Source organism: Microvirga sp. GN3, assembly GCF_055792825.1.
This window is the reverse complement of sequence record NZ_JBVVAK010000005.1, coordinates 107571-125100: the sequence shown is the minus strand read 5'-3', so window position 1 is coordinate 125100 and position 17530 is coordinate 107571. Positions and strand designations below refer to the sequence as shown.

16 protein-coding genes are annotated in these 17530 nt (G+C 61.9%); 11 read left to right on the top strand and 5 right to left on the bottom strand.

Annotation, left to right across the window (positions count from 1 at the left end; translation table 11 throughout):
• Window positions 1-21 precede the first annotated feature (21 nt).
• The 3 genes from ACS5Q1_RS04715 to ACS5Q1_RS04705 all read right to left on the bottom strand — a co-directional run bounded on the left by ACS5Q1_RS04715 (window position 22) and on the right by ACS5Q1_RS04705 (window position 3784).
• Window positions 22-1473 carry a phosphomannomutase gene (locus ACS5Q1_RS04715; RefSeq protein WP_473097124.1) on the bottom strand — a complete coding sequence of 484 codons (1452 nt, stop codon included), beginning with the start codon at window positions 1471-1473 and terminating at the stop codon, window positions 22-24.
• A gap of 221 nt (window positions 1474-1694) precedes the next feature.
• On the bottom strand, window positions 1695-2693 hold the full coding sequence (locus ACS5Q1_RS04710; protein ID WP_473097100.1) for a Gfo/Idh/MocA family protein: 999 nt from the start codon (window positions 2691-2693) through the stop codon (window positions 1695-1697).
• Between the two features lie 44 nt (window positions 2694-2737).
• Window positions 2738-3784 carry a LacI family DNA-binding transcriptional regulator gene (locus ACS5Q1_RS04705; RefSeq protein ID WP_473097099.1) on the bottom strand — a complete coding sequence of 349 codons (1047 nt, stop codon included), beginning with the start codon at window positions 3782-3784 and terminating at the stop codon, window positions 2738-2740.
• A 183-nt stretch (window positions 3785-3967) separates the two neighbouring features.
• Here ACS5Q1_RS04705 and ACS5Q1_RS04700 point away from each other — a divergent pair, with 183 nt between their 5' ends.
• From ACS5Q1_RS04700 to ACS5Q1_RS04665, 8 genes are all read left to right on the top strand, one after another.
• A complete protein-coding gene (locus tag ACS5Q1_RS04700; RefSeq protein ID WP_473097098.1) occupies window positions 3968-5206 on the top strand; it encodes an ABC transporter substrate-binding protein in 1239 nt (412 codons plus the stop codon).
• 79 nt (window positions 5207-5285) lie between these two features.
• Window positions 5286-6221 carry a carbohydrate ABC transporter permease gene (locus ACS5Q1_RS04695; RefSeq protein ID WP_473097097.1) on the top strand — a complete coding sequence of 312 codons (936 nt, stop codon included), beginning with the start codon at window positions 5286-5288 and terminating at the stop codon, window positions 6219-6221.
• Entirely contained in the window at window positions 6218-7102 is an 885-nt protein-coding gene (locus tag ACS5Q1_RS04690) for a carbohydrate ABC transporter permease (protein ID WP_473097096.1), read from the top strand. The genes ACS5Q1_RS04695 and ACS5Q1_RS04690 overlap by 4 nt, the downstream gene beginning before the upstream one ends.
• A 3-nt stretch (window positions 7103-7105) precedes the next feature.
• Complete coding sequence (locus ACS5Q1_RS04685; RefSeq protein ID WP_473097095.1) at window positions 7106-8185, top strand: ABC transporter ATP-binding protein; 1080 nt, start codon at window positions 7106-7108, stop codon at window positions 8183-8185.
• Between the two features lie 72 nt (window positions 8186-8257).
• Window positions 8258-9025, top strand: a complete 768-nt coding sequence (locus tag ACS5Q1_RS04680; RefSeq protein WP_473097094.1) for a sugar phosphate isomerase/epimerase family protein — start codon at window positions 8258-8260, stop codon at window positions 9023-9025.
• Between the two features lie 5 nt (window positions 9026-9030).
• A complete protein-coding gene (locus ACS5Q1_RS04675) occupies window positions 9031-10206 on the top strand; it encodes a Gfo/Idh/MocA family protein (protein WP_473097093.1) in 1176 nt (391 codons plus the stop codon).
• A 30-nt stretch (window positions 10207-10236) separates the two neighbouring features.
• Entirely contained in the window at window positions 10237-10881 is a 645-nt protein-coding gene (locus ACS5Q1_RS04670) for a ThuA domain-containing protein (protein ID WP_473097092.1), read from the top strand.
• 101 nt (window positions 10882-10982) lie between these two features.
• Complete coding sequence (locus tag ACS5Q1_RS04665) at window positions 10983-11972, top strand: ketopantoate reductase family protein (protein ID WP_473097091.1); 990 nt, start codon at window positions 10983-10985, stop codon at window positions 11970-11972.
• Window positions 11973-11976: 4 nt separating this feature from the next.
• Here the strand turns inward: ACS5Q1_RS04665 and ACS5Q1_RS04660 are convergent, their stop codons facing one another.
• Window positions 11977-13101: a Kelch repeat-containing protein gene (locus tag ACS5Q1_RS04660; protein WP_473097090.1), complete on the bottom strand. Its 1125-nt coding sequence runs from the start codon at window positions 13099-13101 to the stop codon at window positions 11977-11979.
• A gap of 173 nt (window positions 13102-13274) precedes the next feature.
• Here ACS5Q1_RS04660 and ACS5Q1_RS04655 point away from each other — a divergent pair, with 173 nt between their 5' ends.
• The 3 genes from ACS5Q1_RS04655 (at window position 13275) to ACS5Q1_RS04645 (ending at window position 16329) form a co-directional block, all read left to right on the top strand.
• Window positions 13275-14615, top strand: a complete 1341-nt coding sequence (locus tag ACS5Q1_RS04655; protein ID WP_473097089.1) for an NAD(P)H-dependent oxidoreductase — start codon at window positions 13275-13277, stop codon at window positions 14613-14615.
• Between the two features lie 79 nt (window positions 14616-14694).
• Window positions 14695-15714 carry an aldo/keto reductase gene (locus tag ACS5Q1_RS04650; protein ID WP_473097088.1) on the top strand — a complete coding sequence of 340 codons (1020 nt, stop codon included), beginning with the start codon at window positions 14695-14697 and terminating at the stop codon, window positions 15712-15714.
• A 177-nt stretch (window positions 15715-15891) separates the two neighbouring features.
• A complete protein-coding gene (locus ACS5Q1_RS04645; RefSeq protein ID WP_473097087.1) occupies window positions 15892-16329 on the top strand; it encodes a DoxX family protein in 438 nt (145 codons plus the stop codon).
• Between the two features lie 117 nt (window positions 16330-16446).
• On the opposite strand, the gene ACS5Q1_RS04640 is transcribed toward ACS5Q1_RS04645, so the two are convergent.
• Window positions 16447-17334 carry a LysR substrate-binding domain-containing protein gene (locus ACS5Q1_RS04640; protein ID WP_473097086.1) on the bottom strand — a complete coding sequence of 296 codons (888 nt, stop codon included), beginning with the start codon at window positions 17332-17334 and terminating at the stop codon, window positions 16447-16449.
• Window positions 17335-17530 lie beyond the last annotated feature (196 nt).

The following is a 17530-nucleotide window of genomic DNA, read 5'->3' as shown; positions in this document are numbered from 1 at the left end:
ATCCTTAGCCGGCTTCTGTGCTCAGCCCATTTGCCGCCCCGCCTCAGCCAGTCCCCAAGCAAGCAGACTCTCAGCGCGCTCCGGGGTCGTAGCCTCCACGTAAACCCGCAATTCCGGCGCATTACCGGAAGGCCGGAAGTGCACGACCTCGCCATTCTTCGCTGTAATCCGCAATCCATCGCAGGAATTGACCCCGGCCACACCTCCTAGAGGAGTCATCAGTTCGGAGAGAAATGCCCCATCCTGCTGCAACCGGGAAACAAAGGCAGTGCTCTTGTCCGTCGCCACGTTCTGCAGACGGTTGCTGGCCGCCGCCTTGAAGGCAAAGGTGGCTCCGATTTCGGCGAGAGGCTTGCCCTGCGTGACGATCTCGCTGAGAACGCAGAGAATGGGCAGCATGGCATCCCGGGTGGGAAGCACCGCCAACTGACGGCCATTCCGTACAATGTCTGAACCAAGTAGGACACCGCCATTGGCCTCGAAGCCGAGGACAGCCCGCCCCCCTGCCTCAGATGCCTCCACCATGCCCTCGATGACGTAAGGGGAACCGACCCGCGTGCGGATAACAGTCTTGAATGCGCCGCATGCCTCCAGGGCGGAGTTGGAGGTCACGGGTGTAACGATCGCGTCTGCTCCCAGAGCCTTGGCCGTGATCGCACCAACCAGATCGCCGCGCAGAAAGGCGCCGTTTGCATCGGAAGTCAGGGGACGGTCCGCGTCGCCATCGGTCGAGACGATGGCATCGAGCCTCTGCTCCCCGGCCCACTGCCGCGCCAGAGCCTCGTCCTCTTCACGCAGTGCCTCGGTATCGACCGGGATGAAGCTCGTCGCCCGCCCCAGCGGCACTGCCCGAGCCCCAAGATCCTCGAGCATTTCGACGATGACATCGCGGGCCACCGAGGAATGCTGGTAGACACCGACAGTAAGACCCGCCAGCGCCCCTGTCCCGAAGAAGTCGCGGTAGCGGGCCTTGTAGGCATCGATCAGATTGATGTCGGGCGTCTGGGCATGAAAGGTGCTGGCGCTCTCGGGCACAGACGTGATCTCGAGCTTGGCATGCCATGCCAGGATGGCAGCCTCATCCTTCTTATCGATCTCCCCCTGAGCCCGATAGAATTTCAGCCCGTTACGGTCCTCCGGAATGTGGCTTCCGGTGACCATGATCGCCGGGATGCCGAATCGCATGCCGTGATAGGCCAGCGCCGGCGTGGGAAGAGCGCCGCAATCGAGCGGGGTGAGCCCTGATTCGCGCAGGGCTGCACAGCAGAGCTGGGCAATGCTCGGGCTGCTCTCGCGCAGGTCCCGTCCAACCAGCACGACATTCTGGGATGCCGCCGCCGAGCCGTCCGCCTTGAGCATCTCGGCGAAAGCGCGAGTATAGGCGATAGCCGGAACGCCATTCAGCTCGACGACAAGCCCTCGCAGCCCGCTCGTGCCGAATTTCAGGGACGGCGGGATGATGGCTGGATGCATGTCCATAAGGGATTGCCTGTCTGTAACCTGGGCGTTCGATGCCGCGCCTCAATCAAAGGGCGGCTTTCTCCGACGTTCGATCATGAGAATAGTTCCGAGCGCGGCGGTCCAAGTCAACGCACCCCATTGGCTCGAACGGATCACTCGGATGGGGGAGGCAATGACCTGACCTACCCCAAAGGCATTGCAGGCTTAGGCCTTAAGGTTGCCCACAGAGGATCCTAAACCTTTTCCCAGGAGGAAGATGCCTCCGATCGCCGCAAGGCATCCAGGATGCGCATGTTCAGGATGGCATCCTCCAAGCCATAGACCAGAGGCGCAGTGCCTCGGATCGCCTGACTGAAAGCCTCGCCCTGAAGCCCATACTGATCCACCACAGAAAACTCGATGGCGCGGGCCGATTGATTGCCGTGCGCGCTGCCATCGTCGACGAAGATGCGGGTCGGCTTGTCCGGCGGCGCATTGAAGGGGATCTCGATCTCGATCCGCCCCTTCGTTCCGAAGATCTGGACCCGCTGATACGGCACGGACTGGGTCGAAACCGTGAAGGACAATTGCCGACCATTTCCGAAATCCATCAGGGCACTGGTGGTCCGATCGACGCCGAAGGCCGGGTCACGATCCATGAGCGTGACGACGCGAAGGGGTTCGGCCTCAAAGAAGTAACGCCCTGCGACGACGGCATAGCAGCCGATGTCGAGGAGCCCTCCCCCGCCGATATCGGCTTTGTTGCGAATATTCGCGGGATCGACATTGAAGTATGAGAAGCTGATCTGAATGGCGCGCAGATCTCCGATCTCGCCGCTTCGGATCACGTCACGGGCGCGATGCCATTGCGGATGGTGGCGGACCATGAAGGCTTCGGCGATCAGCACCTGAGATGCAGCCTGCCCGAGCTGCTTCGCCTCGTCGGCCGTGATGGCAATCGGTTTCTCGCATAAGACATGCTTGCCGGCGGCAGCGGCCGCCAAAGTCATCGGCACATGCAGATGGTTGGGCAGCGGATTGTAGATCGCCTCGATCTCGGGATCGGCAAGCAGCGCTTCATAGGAACCGTAAGCCTTCGCGATCCCGAGTTCCGCCGCCATATCGCGGGCGGACGCCTCGTCTCGGGAGGCGACGGCAATGACATCGCAGAGCGGGCTTTTCATCATGCCCGGAACGACCTTCACGCGTCCTATCTTCGCGGTGCTTAAGATTCCCCAACGGACCGGCTGCATGGTGCTCTCCTCATGTTTCGATATCTGTTGATAGGGCTGCGATCTCAAATCGCGGACCGTCGCAGAGATTTGTAATCCTTATGCAGAACCGGTCCGGTCGTGTCGCGCTCCAAAAGGGTCAGTGGCAGGCGAAGATTCCAATCCTCCGGCTTCATGTCGTTCCGGATCAGCTTCATGAGAACGTCGGCACCTGTGCGCCCCAGCTCATACAGGGGCTGCCGGAACGTGGTGAGCGTGGGTTCGGTGTAATCGGCAAACTCGATCCCATCGAAGCCGACGACCGAGACATCCTGCGGAACGCGGATCCGTTCCTCCCGGACGCGCTTGATGAAGCCGATGGCACTCTCATCGCAAGCGGCGAAAATTCCGGTCGGGCGATCCTTCATCGTCAGGAAGGATTCTGCGGCGGCGACACCGGTCGAGAACACGAAGGGCCCCTCCCAACGCACGAAGTCGTCCTGGCTGAAGCCGGCCGCGGCGATCCCCTCTCGGAATCCTCGAAATCGCTCGTGTTCAATGATTGAACTCGGCGTCCCCGAAATGTAACCGAACCTGCGGTGCCCGAGTTGCGCCAAATATTCAACCGCTCGGCGGGATGCCTCGCGATCCTGAACGACCACGTTCGGGATCTTGTCGTCATCGATGGCAGCACACATGGCGACGATCGGCAGTCCGGATTCTCTCATGTCGCGGGCGCCGTTCGCCGGAATGTAACCCGTCAGCAGAAGAACGCCGTCCACCTGCCGAGACAGGGCGAGATCGACATAGCGGGCCTCACGCTCCCTGCGGTTGTCCAGATTGCCGATGATGATGCCGTAGCCCGACTGCGTCAGTTCATCATCGACACCGCGAAGGATCTCGGCGAAGACCGGATTGGTGAGTCGCGGCGCCACCACCAGCACGTTCATGGTGCGGCGGGTGCGCAGTTTCTGTGCGGTGCTGTTCGGAATGTAGCCGCTGCGGCGCACGGCCTCCATCACGAGATCGTGCGTTTTCTGCCTTACCTTCTCCGGTTCTGACAGCACCCGGCTGACCGTTGCCGTCGACACCCCGGCAAGTCGAGCCACATCGGCGATGCGTATCTCCTTCACGGAACGCCACCTTTTTCGACTCATGCAGGTTACCTCAGTACCCTTGGCAAGATATGTTACCTTCTCTCATAGGAAATAACTTACATCAACTAGTGTCTTGACTAATCTAAAAAGCCACTACAACCTATATCGCAAGATGTAATCGATTACAAAAATCGATAAAACGCTTCTGGGGAGGAAGCCATGAGCATGAAGACACGCGTTTCCGCGTATACCCTTTCTATTGCCCTACTCTGCAGCACCGGAGCCTTCGCACAGCAAAAGGCCGAGGTTCTTCACTGGTGGACATCCGCCGGTGAATCCGCATCCGTGAAGGTCTTCGCGGATCAGTTCACCAAGGCCGGCGGCACCTGGGTCGACAACGCCATCGCGGGCGGCGTCAATGCCCGCACGGCGGGCATCAACCGGATGGTGGGCGGCAATCCCCCGACCATGATGCAGTTCAACACCGGCAAGCAGTTCGACGAGCTTGTCAGCAATGACCTGGTACGTGACGTCGATGCCCAGGCAAAAGCAGGCAAGTGGCGGGAGATTATGCCCAAGCCCATCGTCGAGGCGGCGGTCCGCAACGGCAAATTCTACGCCGTCCCGGTCAATATCCACGGCCAGAACTGGATGTTCTACAACACCAAGATCTTTGCGGACGCCGGCCTGCAGCCTCCGAAGACCTTCCCCGAGCTGATCGAGACTGGCGAGAAGCTCAAAGCTAAGGGCGTCATCCCGCTCGCCCTTGGCGGTCAGCCGACCTGGGAACACAATCTGTTCCGGGCTGTGCTTGTGGGCAACGGCGGTGCCGAGATGTTCCGTCAGTTTTACGGCGTCCGCAAACCGGATGTATTAAAGGATCCGAAATTCAGGCAAACCGTCGAGCTCTTCGGCAAGATGCGCGGCCTTGTCGATCCCGGCAGCCCCGGACGCAACTGGAACGACGCCACCGCCCTCGTGATCACCAACAAGGCAGCGATGCACTTCAATGGCGATTGGGCGAAGGGCGAGTTCACGGCAGCAGGCCAGACGCCCGGCAAGGAATATGGCTGCACCCTCGTGGGAGACAGCCCCAAAGAAGTGATCGGCGGTGACGTCTTCGTCTTCCCGGCGACCAAGGACAAGGCTGCGCTTGCGACCCAGGACAAGCTGATCGAGGTTCTCCTCGATCCGAGCACCCAGCTTGCCTTCAACATCAAGAAGGGCTCGATCCCGGTGCGCATGGATGTGGACGTTTCCTCCATGGACGTCTGCGCCCAGAGGTCCAACGCAGTGCTGAAGGATCCGGCCAACCAGGTCGAGGCGATGGAGCTGTTGAGCCCTCCGAATTACTCGGGCGCCATTCAGGACGCCGTCACGCAGTACTGGAACACCCCGAACATGTCGGTCGATGCCTTCATCGAGAAGGTTACCAACGCCATGCGGGATGCAACCTGACGAACAACAGCCTCGCCCCTGCCTGCAGGGGCGAGGCTTCGGTCACGGATCTTGAAGCATTCTGAATGGAGCCTGTCTGGTGGATACCATCTCGATCCGCGCTCCCGGCGTTAGCCCGAGCGGTACGAAGGTCCGACGCAGCGTACGGACACGCCTGCCCGCCGCCATAGCCCTTCTGCCAACCGCGCTCATTGTCCTTGTCGTCTACATTGGCTGCATGCTCTGGACTGTGCGGCTCTCGTTCACGAGTTCGACTCTCCTGCCCAAGCTCGACTGGTTTGGCCTGACGCAATACACCCGCCTCTTTGCCAATGACCGCTTTCTCACCTCGGCCGAGAATATCGTCATCTTCGGCGCGCTGTTCATCTCGGGCTGTCTTATCATCGGCTTCCTGCTCGCGGTCTTCATCGATCAGAACGTGCGCGGCGAAGGCCTTTTCCGCACGATCTTTCTCTATCCATTCTCCATGTCCTTCGTCGTCACCGGCGTCGCGTGGCAATGGTTCCTCAATCCCGGCCTCGGCCTGCAAAAGCTCGTGCGCGATATGGGTTTCGAGACCTTCACCTTCGACTGGCTCGTGAATCAGAAGATGGCGATCTACACCATCGTCATAGCCGGGCTCTGGCACGGATCCGGCCTCACCATGGCCATCATGCTCGCAGGCCTTCGTGGAGTGGACAGAGATCTCTGGAAGGCGGCCAAGGTCGATGGCATTCCGACCTGGCGCGTCTATACCTCCGTTGTCCTTCCCCTGCTCCGCCCCATGGTCGTGACAGCCGTCGTGCTGCTCGCAACCGGCGTCGTGAAGCTCTACGACCTCGTGGTCGCCATGACCTTGGGCGGTCCCGGTATCGCCACCGAAGTGCCGGCAAAATTCGTCATGGATCACCTGTTCGAGCGTAACAACATCGGTCTCGGAACAGCCGCCGCGACGATCATGCTGATCACCGTCGTGATTGTGCTGGCCCCTTGGGTCTATGCTCGCTACGTCCGCTCCGAAGGGAGGCACGCATGACCCCCCCAGTGCCTCAGGGCCGTCGCCCGCAACACCTCACAGCAGGCCGCATCGGCGTCTATGCCTTCCTGGTAACGGCAGCACTGTTCTTCCTGCTGCCGCTCTGGATCATGGTCATGACCTCGCTCAAGCCCATGGATGAGATCAGGCTCGGCAACATTCTCGCTGTACCCGCCGCCATGACCTTCGAGGCCTGGAGCAAGGCTTGGTCCTCCGCCTGCACCGGGCTTGAATGCAACGGCATCAGCGTCGGATTCTGGAACTCGGTGCGGATCCTGATCCCGTCGGTGATTTTCTCGATCATCGCCGGCGCCATCAACGGCTATGCCCTGTCGTTCTGGCGGGTCAAGGGCGCCAACGTCATGTTCGGCATCCTGCTGCTCGGCGCCTTCATCCCGTACCAAGTCTTTCTCTATCCCCTGGTGCGGATTTTTTCGCTGACCGGAATCTACAACTCTCTCGCCTGCATCGTTCTGGTGCATGTCATCTTCGGGTTGCCGACGATGACGCTCCTGTTCCGCAATTATTATGCAGGCCTTCCCATCGAGTTGTTCAAGGCGGCGCGCATCGATGGCGGCGGCTTCTGGTCGATCTTCTTCCGGGTGATCCTGCCCATGTCGACGCCCATCATCGTGGTTGCGACGATTCTGCAGGTCACCGGCATCTGGAACGACTTCATCTTCGGCCTGACCTTCGCGGGCCGCGAGAACCTGCCCATGACCGTGCAGCTCAACAATATCGTGAACTCGACGCAGGGCGAGCGCGCCTACAACGTGGACATGGCAGCGACCATGCTCGCGGCACTCGTTCCCCTCGTCGTCTACTTCGTCTCAGGACGCTGGTTCGTCCGCGGCATCGCCGCCGGCGCTGTGAAGGGATAAGGCATGTCGACCGTTTCCGTGCGTGATGTCACCGTCGCATTCGAGGCCGTTCAGGTCTTCGACGGCCTCTCCCTCGATATCGCCGAGGGCGAATTTATTGTCCTGCTCGGACCTTCGGGCTGCGGCAAGTCCACCCTGCTTAATGCCATCGCAGGTCTGCTCGACGTTGCCGAGGGGCAGATCTGGATCAACGGCAAGAACGTGACCTGGGAGGAGCCCAAGGATCGCGGCATCGCCATGGTGTTCCAGTCCTATGCCCTGTACCCGCGCATGAGCGTGCGCGAAAACATGTCCTTCGGCCTGAAGATGGCGAAAACGCCGAAGCCCGAGATAGAGAAGCGTGTGACCAAGGCCGCGGAACTGCTGCAGATCACGCCCCTTCTCGACCGTCGCCCGGACCAGCTCTCCGGCGGCCAGCGCCAGCGTGTTGCCATCGGTCGTGCATTGGTGCGCGACGCCGCCGTGTTCCTGTTCGACGAACCTCTCTCCAACCTCGATGCCAAGCTGAGAAACGAACTCCGGGTCGAGATCAAGCGTCTGCATGCCCGTCTCGGCAAGACCACCATGGTCTATGTCACGCACGATCAGATCGAGGCGATGACACTGGCCGACCGGATCGTGGTCATGAAGGAGCAGAAGATCCAGCAGATCGGCACGCCCGACGAGATCTATCACCGTCCGGCCAACCTGTTCGTCGCGGGCTTTGTCGGATCGCCGCAGATGAACTTCATCAAGGGCCGGATCGAGAACACCGGCGAGGGCCTCAGCTTCCTCGCCGGCGACCGCCGCCTGTCGCTCTCGGCATATCAGTTTTCTGCCTCGCCCTCGGCCGGGCAGGAGGTCGTGCTCGGTGTTCGGCCGGAGCATCTGGAGATTGCGAGTAACGGCACGTGGCCGGGGTTCAAGGTCGACATCGTCGAGCCCATGGGCGCCGACACGGTGATCTGGTGCAGCGATCCTGTCGGCTCGGTCCAGGTGCGTACCACTGGCAGCCGCAAGGCGACACCGGGCGAGAGCCTGACGCTCCACGTCGATCCCACGCAGGTGTCTCTCTTCTCGGCCGAGACCGGCGAGCGCCTGTAACCACACCAACATCGTGACAGACTGCATTGCATGGCCTGTTGCGCCTGCCATCATTTGAACTCTGAGGACCCCATGAGCGTCACGGATAGTCTTTCCATTCAACTCTACACGCTGCGATTCCTGGAGGATCTCGACCTGATCCTCGATACGGTGGCCGATGCCGGCTATCGCCATGTGGAGACAGTCGGCTCGCATCTCGACAAGGCAGCGGAGGTCCGCGCGAAGCTCGATGCCCGCGGTCTCAAGGCCTCCTCCAGCCATGTCAGCATGGCGGCTTTACGCGAGAAGCCCGATGTCATCGTGGATGCCTGCAAGACACTGGGTCTCACGCATCTCTACATGCCGGCCGTTCCGCCGGAGGAGCGGGACATGGCCGCCGACGGCTGGCGCTCGCTCGGCCGTGAATTGGGGCAGATCGCGGAGCGCTTTCAGTCAAAGGGCATCCGTCTCGGCTACCACAACCATCATTGGGAGCTGAAGCCGAAGGACGGCACGAAGACCGCCCTCGAACTGATCTTCGAAGCGGCCGGCTCGAGCCCCCTCACCTGGCAGGTCGATGTGGCCTGGCTCGTGCGTGGCGGCGCCGATCCCGAGGAATGGATCGACCGTTATCGCCGCAGGATCACGGCCGCTCACGTGAAAGACATCGCACCGGCTGGACAAAACGAGGATCAGGACGGCTGGGCCGATGTTGGCTCAGGCGTGCTGAACTGGCGCGAGCTCTGGCGCGTATGCCGCGAGGCCGGCGCCGAATGGATGGTGGTCGAGCACGACAAACCGGCAGACCCGGCCGCGACGGCCCGCAACAGCTTCGCCTTCCTGCGCACTATCGAGGACTAACAATCATGAACTCCCTTAACGTCGGCATCATCGGATGCGGCAATATTTCGGGCATCTATCTTCAGAATATCCCCGCCTATCGCGGCCTTACCCTGCGCGCCTGTGCGGACATGAAGCCGGAGGTGGCGCAGGCTCAGGCGAGCCGGCACGGCGTCGAGGCGCTTTCGGTCGACGAGCTTCTGGCTCGCGATGACATCGATCTCGTGGTCAATCTCACCATTCCAAGCGCTCACTTCGGCGTCTCACTCGCAGCGCTCACCGCCGGCAAGCATGTCTTTTCGGAAAAGCCGCTCGCGGTCGACTTTGAGCAGGGACGCAAGCTCGTCGACGAGGCGGAAGCGCGTGGCCTCTATCTCGGTTGCGCCCCCGACACCTTCCTCGGCGCCGGCGGACGCCTCGCCCGTAATCTCGTCGATGATGGCAAGATCGGGCATATCCTCTCTGGAACGGCGTTCCTGATGTCGCATGGCATGGAGCACTGGCATCCGGATCCGGAATTCTTCTTCAAGCCCGGTGGCGGCCCGATCCTCGACATGGCGCCGTATTATCTGAGCACTCTCATCAATCTGATCGGTCCGGTCCAACGCGTCTTCGCCATGTCGAGCATCGGCTTCCCCGAGCGCATCGTGACATCGGAATCGCCGCGCAAGGGCCATCGCATCCCGGTCGAGACACCGACGCATGTGATGTCGCTGCTCGAATTCGCCTCGGGCGCGCAAGTGACGTTCTGCATGAGCTGGGATGTGTGGAAGCACAGCCATCCGGCCATCGAGATCTACGGCTCGGAAGGTTCGCTGCGGGTGCCGGATCCGAACTTCTTCGGCGGCCAAGTGGAAATCACCGAACGCGGTGGTGATTGGCGCGCCGTCGACTCGAGCGAGATGCCGCTGGGTTCTCCCAATTGGCGTTCGCCCAACTGGGCTCCTGATATTCCGAACAAGGCGAACTACCGCGCACTCGGCCTCGCCGACCTCGCGAGCGCTGTGCTGAACGGCACCCCGCACCGCTCCAGCGGTCGCCTCGGTCTGCATGTTCTGGAGGTCATGCACAGCATCCTCGAAGGAGCGGCGACGGGACAGCCTCGGGCGATCACGACGACCCTCGAACGGCCGGCCGTCCTGGAGGATGCCGACGCGGCCATTCTCTGGAAGGGCTTGCCCCAGACAGCGTCTGCGGCCTGAGAGCGAACCTATCGACAGAAAGAACGGACGATGCGCGAAGCACTCATCGTGTGGGGCGGCTGGCACGGCCATGAGCCGGAGCAGTGCGCTGCGATCGTGGCCGATATGCTGCGGGAGGAGGGTTTTCAGGTTCACCTGGAAAACTCGACCCAAGCCTTTGCCAGCCCGCAGCTCTCCACGATGAGTCTCATCGTTCCGATCTACACCATGTCGAAGATTGAAAAGGAGGAGGTTGCCAACCTCTCCGAGGCCGTCCGTGAAGGAACCGGCCTGGCCGGCTTTCACGGCGGCATGGGCGATGCCTTCCGCGAGGCGGTCGAATATCAGTTCATGTGCGGCGGGCAATGGGTGGCCCATCCCGGCAACATCATCGATTACCGAGTGAACATCACCCGCCCCGACGATCCGGTCATGCAGGGCCTCCAGGACTTCGACTACCATTCCGAGCAGTATTACATGCATGTGGACCTCTCGAACGAGGTTCTCGCCACGACCACTTTCTCGGGCGAGCATGCCCCCTGGATCGAAGGCGTCGTCATGCCGGTCGTCTGGAAGCGCCGCCACAGTCAGGGCCGCGTCTTCTACAGCTCCCTCGGCCATGTGGCGAGGGAGTTCGATGTGCCAGAGATGCGCACCATCCTGCGCCGCGGCATGGTCTGGGCAGCACGGGACTGATATCTACTGCCTTGTTCGAAACGCTGGAAGACGCGGGATATCGCGTTTAAGGATGTTGGAGTCGTCTTTCCTATCCATCCAACGTTCACGCGGGGAACATCATGCGGATCATTGTCTATGGCGTCGGCGCAATTGGTGGAACCGTCACCGCGGCCCTGACGCCCTCGGGGCAGGAGGTAATCGGCATTGCGCGGGGCGCTCAGCTCAAGGCCATCCAGGCCGATGGGCTGTTTCTGCGTACGCCGGAGAAGACCGCAAGGGCGCAGTTTCCCTGCGTGTCCGATCCGTCTGAAATCGACTTCCGACCGAATGACGCCATCCTGCTGACGATGAAAACCCAGGATACACTTGCCGCGCTCGATCGTCTGCGCGCCGCAGGCGTCACCGGGCAGCCAATTTTCTGCGTTCAGAACGGTGTGACCAACGAGCGACTGGCTCTCCGCTATTTCCCTGAGGTACATGGCGTGACGGTGATGATGCCGGCTGCCATTTCGGCACCCGGCGAGGTCAGCGCCTTTTCCGTGCCGCGTCACGGCATCTTCGACATCGGGCGCTATCCCGGCGGCAGCAACGATTACGACATCAAGCTCGCGAAAGCTCTAGAGGCGGCCAATGTCGCGGCCTTCGTCTCGCAGGACGTGATGCAGAGCAAATACGGCAAGCTGCTTCTCAACCTGAGCAACATCCTGCAGGCCGCGCTCGGCCTCGATGCCGATTTCAAGCACCTGGAAGCGTTGCTTCGGGCCGAGGCTGAAGCTGCCTACAAGGCAGCCGGCATCCCGTGGCTGGATGTTGGCGCCGCCGATGCCCGCAGGGCACAGTTGATGAAGCAGCAGCCGATCGCCGGCATCGACCGCTTGGGCAGCTCGACGACGCAGAGCCTTGCGCGCGGCGGCGGATCGATCGAGACCGATTACCTCAACGGCGAAATCGTGTTGCTCGGACGCCTTCACGGCGTATCGGTGCCTGCGAACACCTACTTCACGGAGTTGGGAGCCCGCATGGCACGAGAAGGACTCAAGCCCGGAGCAATTTCAGTCGCCCAGGCCGAGGCGGAACTGACGGCTCTCGGGGCTTTGCCGGGGCGGTAATCCGTCAGCCGAGCGTGAAGGCTTCGTGCACGGCGGATTGGACCGAGCCGCCGAGCACGGCGCCGCCTCCGGCCACATAGATCCAGTCGCCGATCACGGTGGCGCCGACCGCATGCCGCGGCGTCGTCATCGGTGCGTGATGCTGCCATGTATCGGTGGCGGGGTCGTAGCTTTCCATCTGCCCGAAGACCTTGGCCTGAATCGGCCTTCCCTGCTCGATGCGTCCCGCCTCGCCGCCCATGGCGAAAAGCCGGTTCCGATAGATCACCAGCCCGTGCCCTGAACGGGCAGTCGGGAGTGGGGATCGCTCTTCCCATGTGTCCTTGGCCGGCAGATACACATGATGCAGGTTGGTGTTGTACTCGAAGGTGTTGAAGCGTCCGCCGATGACGTGAATGACACCGTTATGAGCAACACAACCCACGTGATCCCGAGCACCGGGCAGTGCCTTGGCTTGCGTCCAACGGTCGGTCTGCGGATCGTAGACCTCATGCCAGCCGACGCTGGCCCTCTCCGCAACCGGTAGCGAGGCTCCGCCGATCAGATGGATTTTGCCATCGAGCACCACGGCTGCAGCCGCACCACGCGGACGGGGCAGCGGCGCAATCGTCGACCATCGGTCCGCAGTCGCGTCGTAGACATAAGCATTGGGGTCGGGATTGCGGTTCTGCTCAATGAACCCGCCCAAGGCATAGACCCGCCCGGCATCGGCCGCGACCGCCACATGGTTGGCTCCGCGCGGCAGTGGGGCGGCGTTGAACCAGCGATCCGAGGCAGGATCGTAGACGTGGTGATAAGCGCGGTCGACCCGACCCTCGCCATAGCCGCCGACGATGTGCATACGATCGTTCAGAACCGTGGCCCAGGCCATCTCGCTGCGCGGAATGGGCAGCGCCGCACGAGAGACCCATCGTCCCTGCCCACCGGCCGGAGCCGGGCTGTCGGTCACGCGCTGCGCCTCCTGCTCGGGCGTCAGATGATGCGGCACGCCGCCCTGCAGGCGGGTATAGGGATCCGGCGAGGGTGCCGCCTCGGGCAGCGGCGCATTGTGCTCCGCATGCTGGGCCAGAGCGCGGGAGCCTCCGAGAGCGGTCAATCCGGCGAGTGCGATGAAGTGGCGGCGATCCATGTCCGACCTCGCGCAATGTGACCGGCCGATACTCGCGGAGGGCAGCGTCCGTGACAAGGAAACATGTCGCACGTCTCATCAAGTTTTTGAGACCAAGCGAAGCCCATTGACTTGCACGCCTTCAGCTTCGAGCCTGACCGGACGAGAAAGCGCAGCATAAGAGGCAAGACGCCATGAACCTGTCAGCACTGCTCCGTCAACGGTTTGATGCAGGCCGCCCCGTTCGCGTGGCGCTCATCGGCGCCGGCAAGTTCGGCTCGATGTTTCTCGCCCAGGTGCCGACCATCGCTGGGCTCGAGGTCGCGATGATCGTCGATCTCAATCCGGACCGAGCCCGTGAGGCCTGCCGGACTGTCGGCTGGGACGAGGTGAGAATTGCGAACACGCGCTTCTCCACCGATGGAAGGGAGGCCTGCACGGCGGATGATGTCGAGGTGGTGATCGAAGCGACCGGCCATCCCGAGGCGGGAATCAAGCATGCGCTGGCGGCCATCGAGGCCGGCAAGCACATCGTCATGGTCAATGTGGAGGCCGATGTCCTGGCAGGTCCCCTCCTCGCCGAGAAGGCGCGGGAGCGCGGCATCGTCTATTCGATGGCCTATGGCGACCAGCCTGCACTCGTGTCGGAGATGGTGGATTGGGCCCGTGCCGCGGGATTCACGGTCGCTGCGGCGGGCAAAGGAACGAAATACCTGCCGGCCTACCACGCGGTCACTCCGGACGGTGTCTGGACCCATTATGGCCTGACGCCGGAGCAGGCCAAAGCTGCGGGCATGAATCCGCAGATGTTCAACTCCTTCCTCGATGGCACCAAATCCGCCATCGAAATGGCCGCCATCGCGAATGCCTGCGACCTCGACGTGCCGGAGGACGGATTGCTCTTCCCGCCCTGCGGTGTCGACGATCTCGCTCATGTCCTGCGCCCCCGTGCTGTCGGCGGTCAACTCGACCACGATGGCATGGTGGAGGTGGTGTCTTCACTCGAGCGCGATGGCAGGCCGGTATTCCGGGATCTGCGCTGGGGTGTCTATGTAATTTTGAAAGCTCCTAGCGACTATGCGGCAGCCTGCTTCAAGCAATATGGCCTTCCCACGGATTCGACCGGCCGCTATGCGGCCATGTACAAGCCCTTCCATCTGATCGGCCTCGAATTGTCCATCTCCGTTCTGAGCGCCGCGCTGCGCGGTGAGCCGACGGGCTCATGCCGGGCATGGCGTGGCGATGCAGTGGCGGTTGCCAAGCGCAATCTCAAGGCGGGGGAAAGTCTCGACGGCGAAGGCGGCTACACCGTCTATGGACGGCTTGCGCCAGCGGCACGCAGCAAGGCTCGGCGCATGCTGCCCATCGGCATTGCGCACGGCGTCCGCCTGACCCGTGACGTCGCTGCGGGTTCCGTGGTCACGGAGGACGATGTGGATCTCGATCCCAACCGACTTGCGGTAAGAATCCGGAGAGAGATGTGCGACCGCTATAGTGGTCGTGATGATCAAGCTGCCTCGCATGTTCAGCGGTGAAAGGTCTCATGCTCTCTGGTCATAGGGATGTCGGACCAATCACGTTATCGTCCAACACACAAAGATGATGGAGCTTCACATGGATTACCGCAGCCTGGGCCGGAGCGGCCTCAAGGTCTCGCCGATCTGCCTGGGCACGATGATGTTCGGCGGTCCGACGGACGAAACTCTCTCCGCGCGCATCATTGCGAAGGCACATAAGGCGGGTGTGAACTTCATCGACACGGCCGATGTCTACAACGGCGGCCTGTCCGAAGAGATCACGGGACGCGCGATCAAGGCGCATCGCTCCCATTGGGTGCTCGCCACGAAGGTCGCCAACCCGACCGGGCAAGGCCCCAACGAGAGCGGTCTCTCGCGTCGGCGCATCATGGAGTCCGCAGAGGCAAGCCTGCGGCGCCTCGGCACGGATTGGATCGATATCTACTATCTCCATAAAGAAGATCACACGACGCCTCTGTTGGAGACGGTGCGCGCCATGGGCGACCTCGTGCGCCAAGGCAAGATCCGGTATTTCGGCGTCTCGAACCATCGGGCCTGGCGCGTGGCTGAGATCTGCCGCCTCTGCGACGATCTCGGCATCGACCGTCCGGTGGTGAGCCAGCCCTATTACAACGCCATGAACCGGATGCCGGAGGTCGAGCATCTGCCGGCTTGCGACTATTATGGCCTCGGCGTCGTGCCCTACTCGCCGCTCGCACGCGGTGTCCTCACGGGCAAGTACAGCCCCGATGCTCCGCCGCCGGAGATGAGCCGCGCCGGTCGGCAGGACAAGCGGATGATGCAGACCGAGTGGCGTCCGGAATCCCTGCAGATCGCGCAGGACATCAAGCGCCATGCCGAGGCGCGTGGGATCACCGCAGGCCAGTTCGCGGTGGGATGGGTGCTGAACAATCGCTTCATCACTGCCGTGATCGCAGGTCCGCGCACGGAGGAGCAGTGGGACGATTACCTGAAGGCCCTCGACTATCGCTTCACGGCCGAGGACGAAGCGCTGGTCGACCGCCTCGTCGCGACCGGGCATCCTTCCAGCCCCGGATACAATGACCCCGCCTACCCGCTCGAAGGGCGTTCGCCACGGTCGTCGTCACTGGGCTGAAGCATCTTTCGGCGCAATTCGGTCGCGTGCGAGGAACAGCGGCGACCAACCTGCCCTTGTGAGAGGGCATTTATTGCAATTATGCAATGCAATGGCTGCATTCTGCGCCATTGCATTGCATGGGCGAAAAGATCAGGTTCTTGGCACACGGACCACAGGGGTCCTGGAGACAAAACCATGATCGATATCCGCCTTGCTCCCTATGGTGCTTTCGCCCTGCGTGCGGCTCTTGGCATCATGTTCATCGCCCATGCCTATCTGAAGATTGCCGTCTTTACGGTTCCGGGCTTTGCCGGCTTCCTCTCGCAGGTCGGCTTCCCTGCCTTCCTGGCATGGCCCATCATCCTGGCCGAACTGATCGGCGGCCTTGCCATTCTGCTGGGCTTCTATGGTCGCGCAGTATCTATTGTCCTGCTGCCGATTCTCCTGGGCGCTGTGCTCGTGCATGCCCCGAACGGCTGGGTGTTCAACGCTCCCAATGGCGGCTGGGAATATCCCGCTTTTCTTGCGATCGCCGCCCTTGCGCATGTCCTGATCGGCGACGGTGCTTTCGCGATGAAGCCCCTGACTCTCGGCCACGGTTCTGCCACTCCGCTTCGCCCTCGGGTCGGATAACCTTTCGACAGAAATCATGAATGGCTGTGCGCGTTCCGCACGGCCATTCATCCATTCAATAAACAAGGGACTCCAAGCAAACTATTCAACCATGCAGAGCCGCCTCGCCAAGCGCAATCAGTTCTCCATGCTCGCCAGTTCGCCTTTCAGCCAGTCGTGAAAGGCTGATACCGCCCGCGTCTGCGGCAGGGTTTTGGACGTGACGAACCAATAGGCGATACCCGTGGCATAGTGGTCCGGGAAAGGAGCCGAGAGACGCCCGAAAGCGATGGCGTCTCCTGCCAGCGTTTCCCACGCCAGAAACACCCCCTGCCCCGCAACCGCGGCATCGAGGCAGAGCGAGGCGTCCGAGAAGACCGGCCCGTCTCCCAGGATCGACTCGTCGAGACCGTTCGGGCCGAGCCAATCGTTCCAGCCGAACATGGGCGTCGGCTCGCGGATGATGGGAACGCCGGCAAGATCGGCGGGCTTTTGCAGTCCCTTGGCAAGCGGTGGACTGCAGACGGGGAAGATACGCTGATCGATCAGCTTCTCCGCTTTCACATGGGGCCAATTGCCCCAACCGACCCGGATGCACACGTCCACATCCGATGTATCCGGATCGACGAGCGCCACATCTGCATCGATGCGGATGCGGATATCGGGATACTGCTCGTGAAAACGCTGCAGGCGCCACACCAGCCACTTGCTTGCGAAGACGGGTGCCACGGACACCGTCAGCACATCGTCGCGGCGGCGTTCAGCGAGAGCAAGTCCGGCCGAAATCTCTGCGAATCCAGCGTTCAGGTATTTCAGGATGTCCTGCCCGAACGGCGTCGGCTTCAGGCCTTTCGGCAGACGCTCGAACAGGGACCGTCCGAACTGCTCCTCGGCCTTCAGGATCTGCTGGCTGACGGCCCCGATGGTGACGCCGAGTTCGTCGGCCGCCGCCCTCAGGCTGCCTAATCGGCCCGCCGCCTCGGCGGCGCGCAGGCCCGTGAGATGGAACCGGCTCAAGTTTCGCATATAGTTTTTCTATAGCCTCATGCAGAGAAAAACCATCCCTCGAAGGCGAGAATGGGCGCATGATGCAGAGATGTTAAACCCCTTCGCTATAGCAAAGCAGCTTCTCCGCAACCGCCCCCGGCAACGGGACGCGGATGACTGGAGCGGCGATCCTTTGTCCCATCCGGCCCTGCAACGCATGAGTTTAGAGCAACTG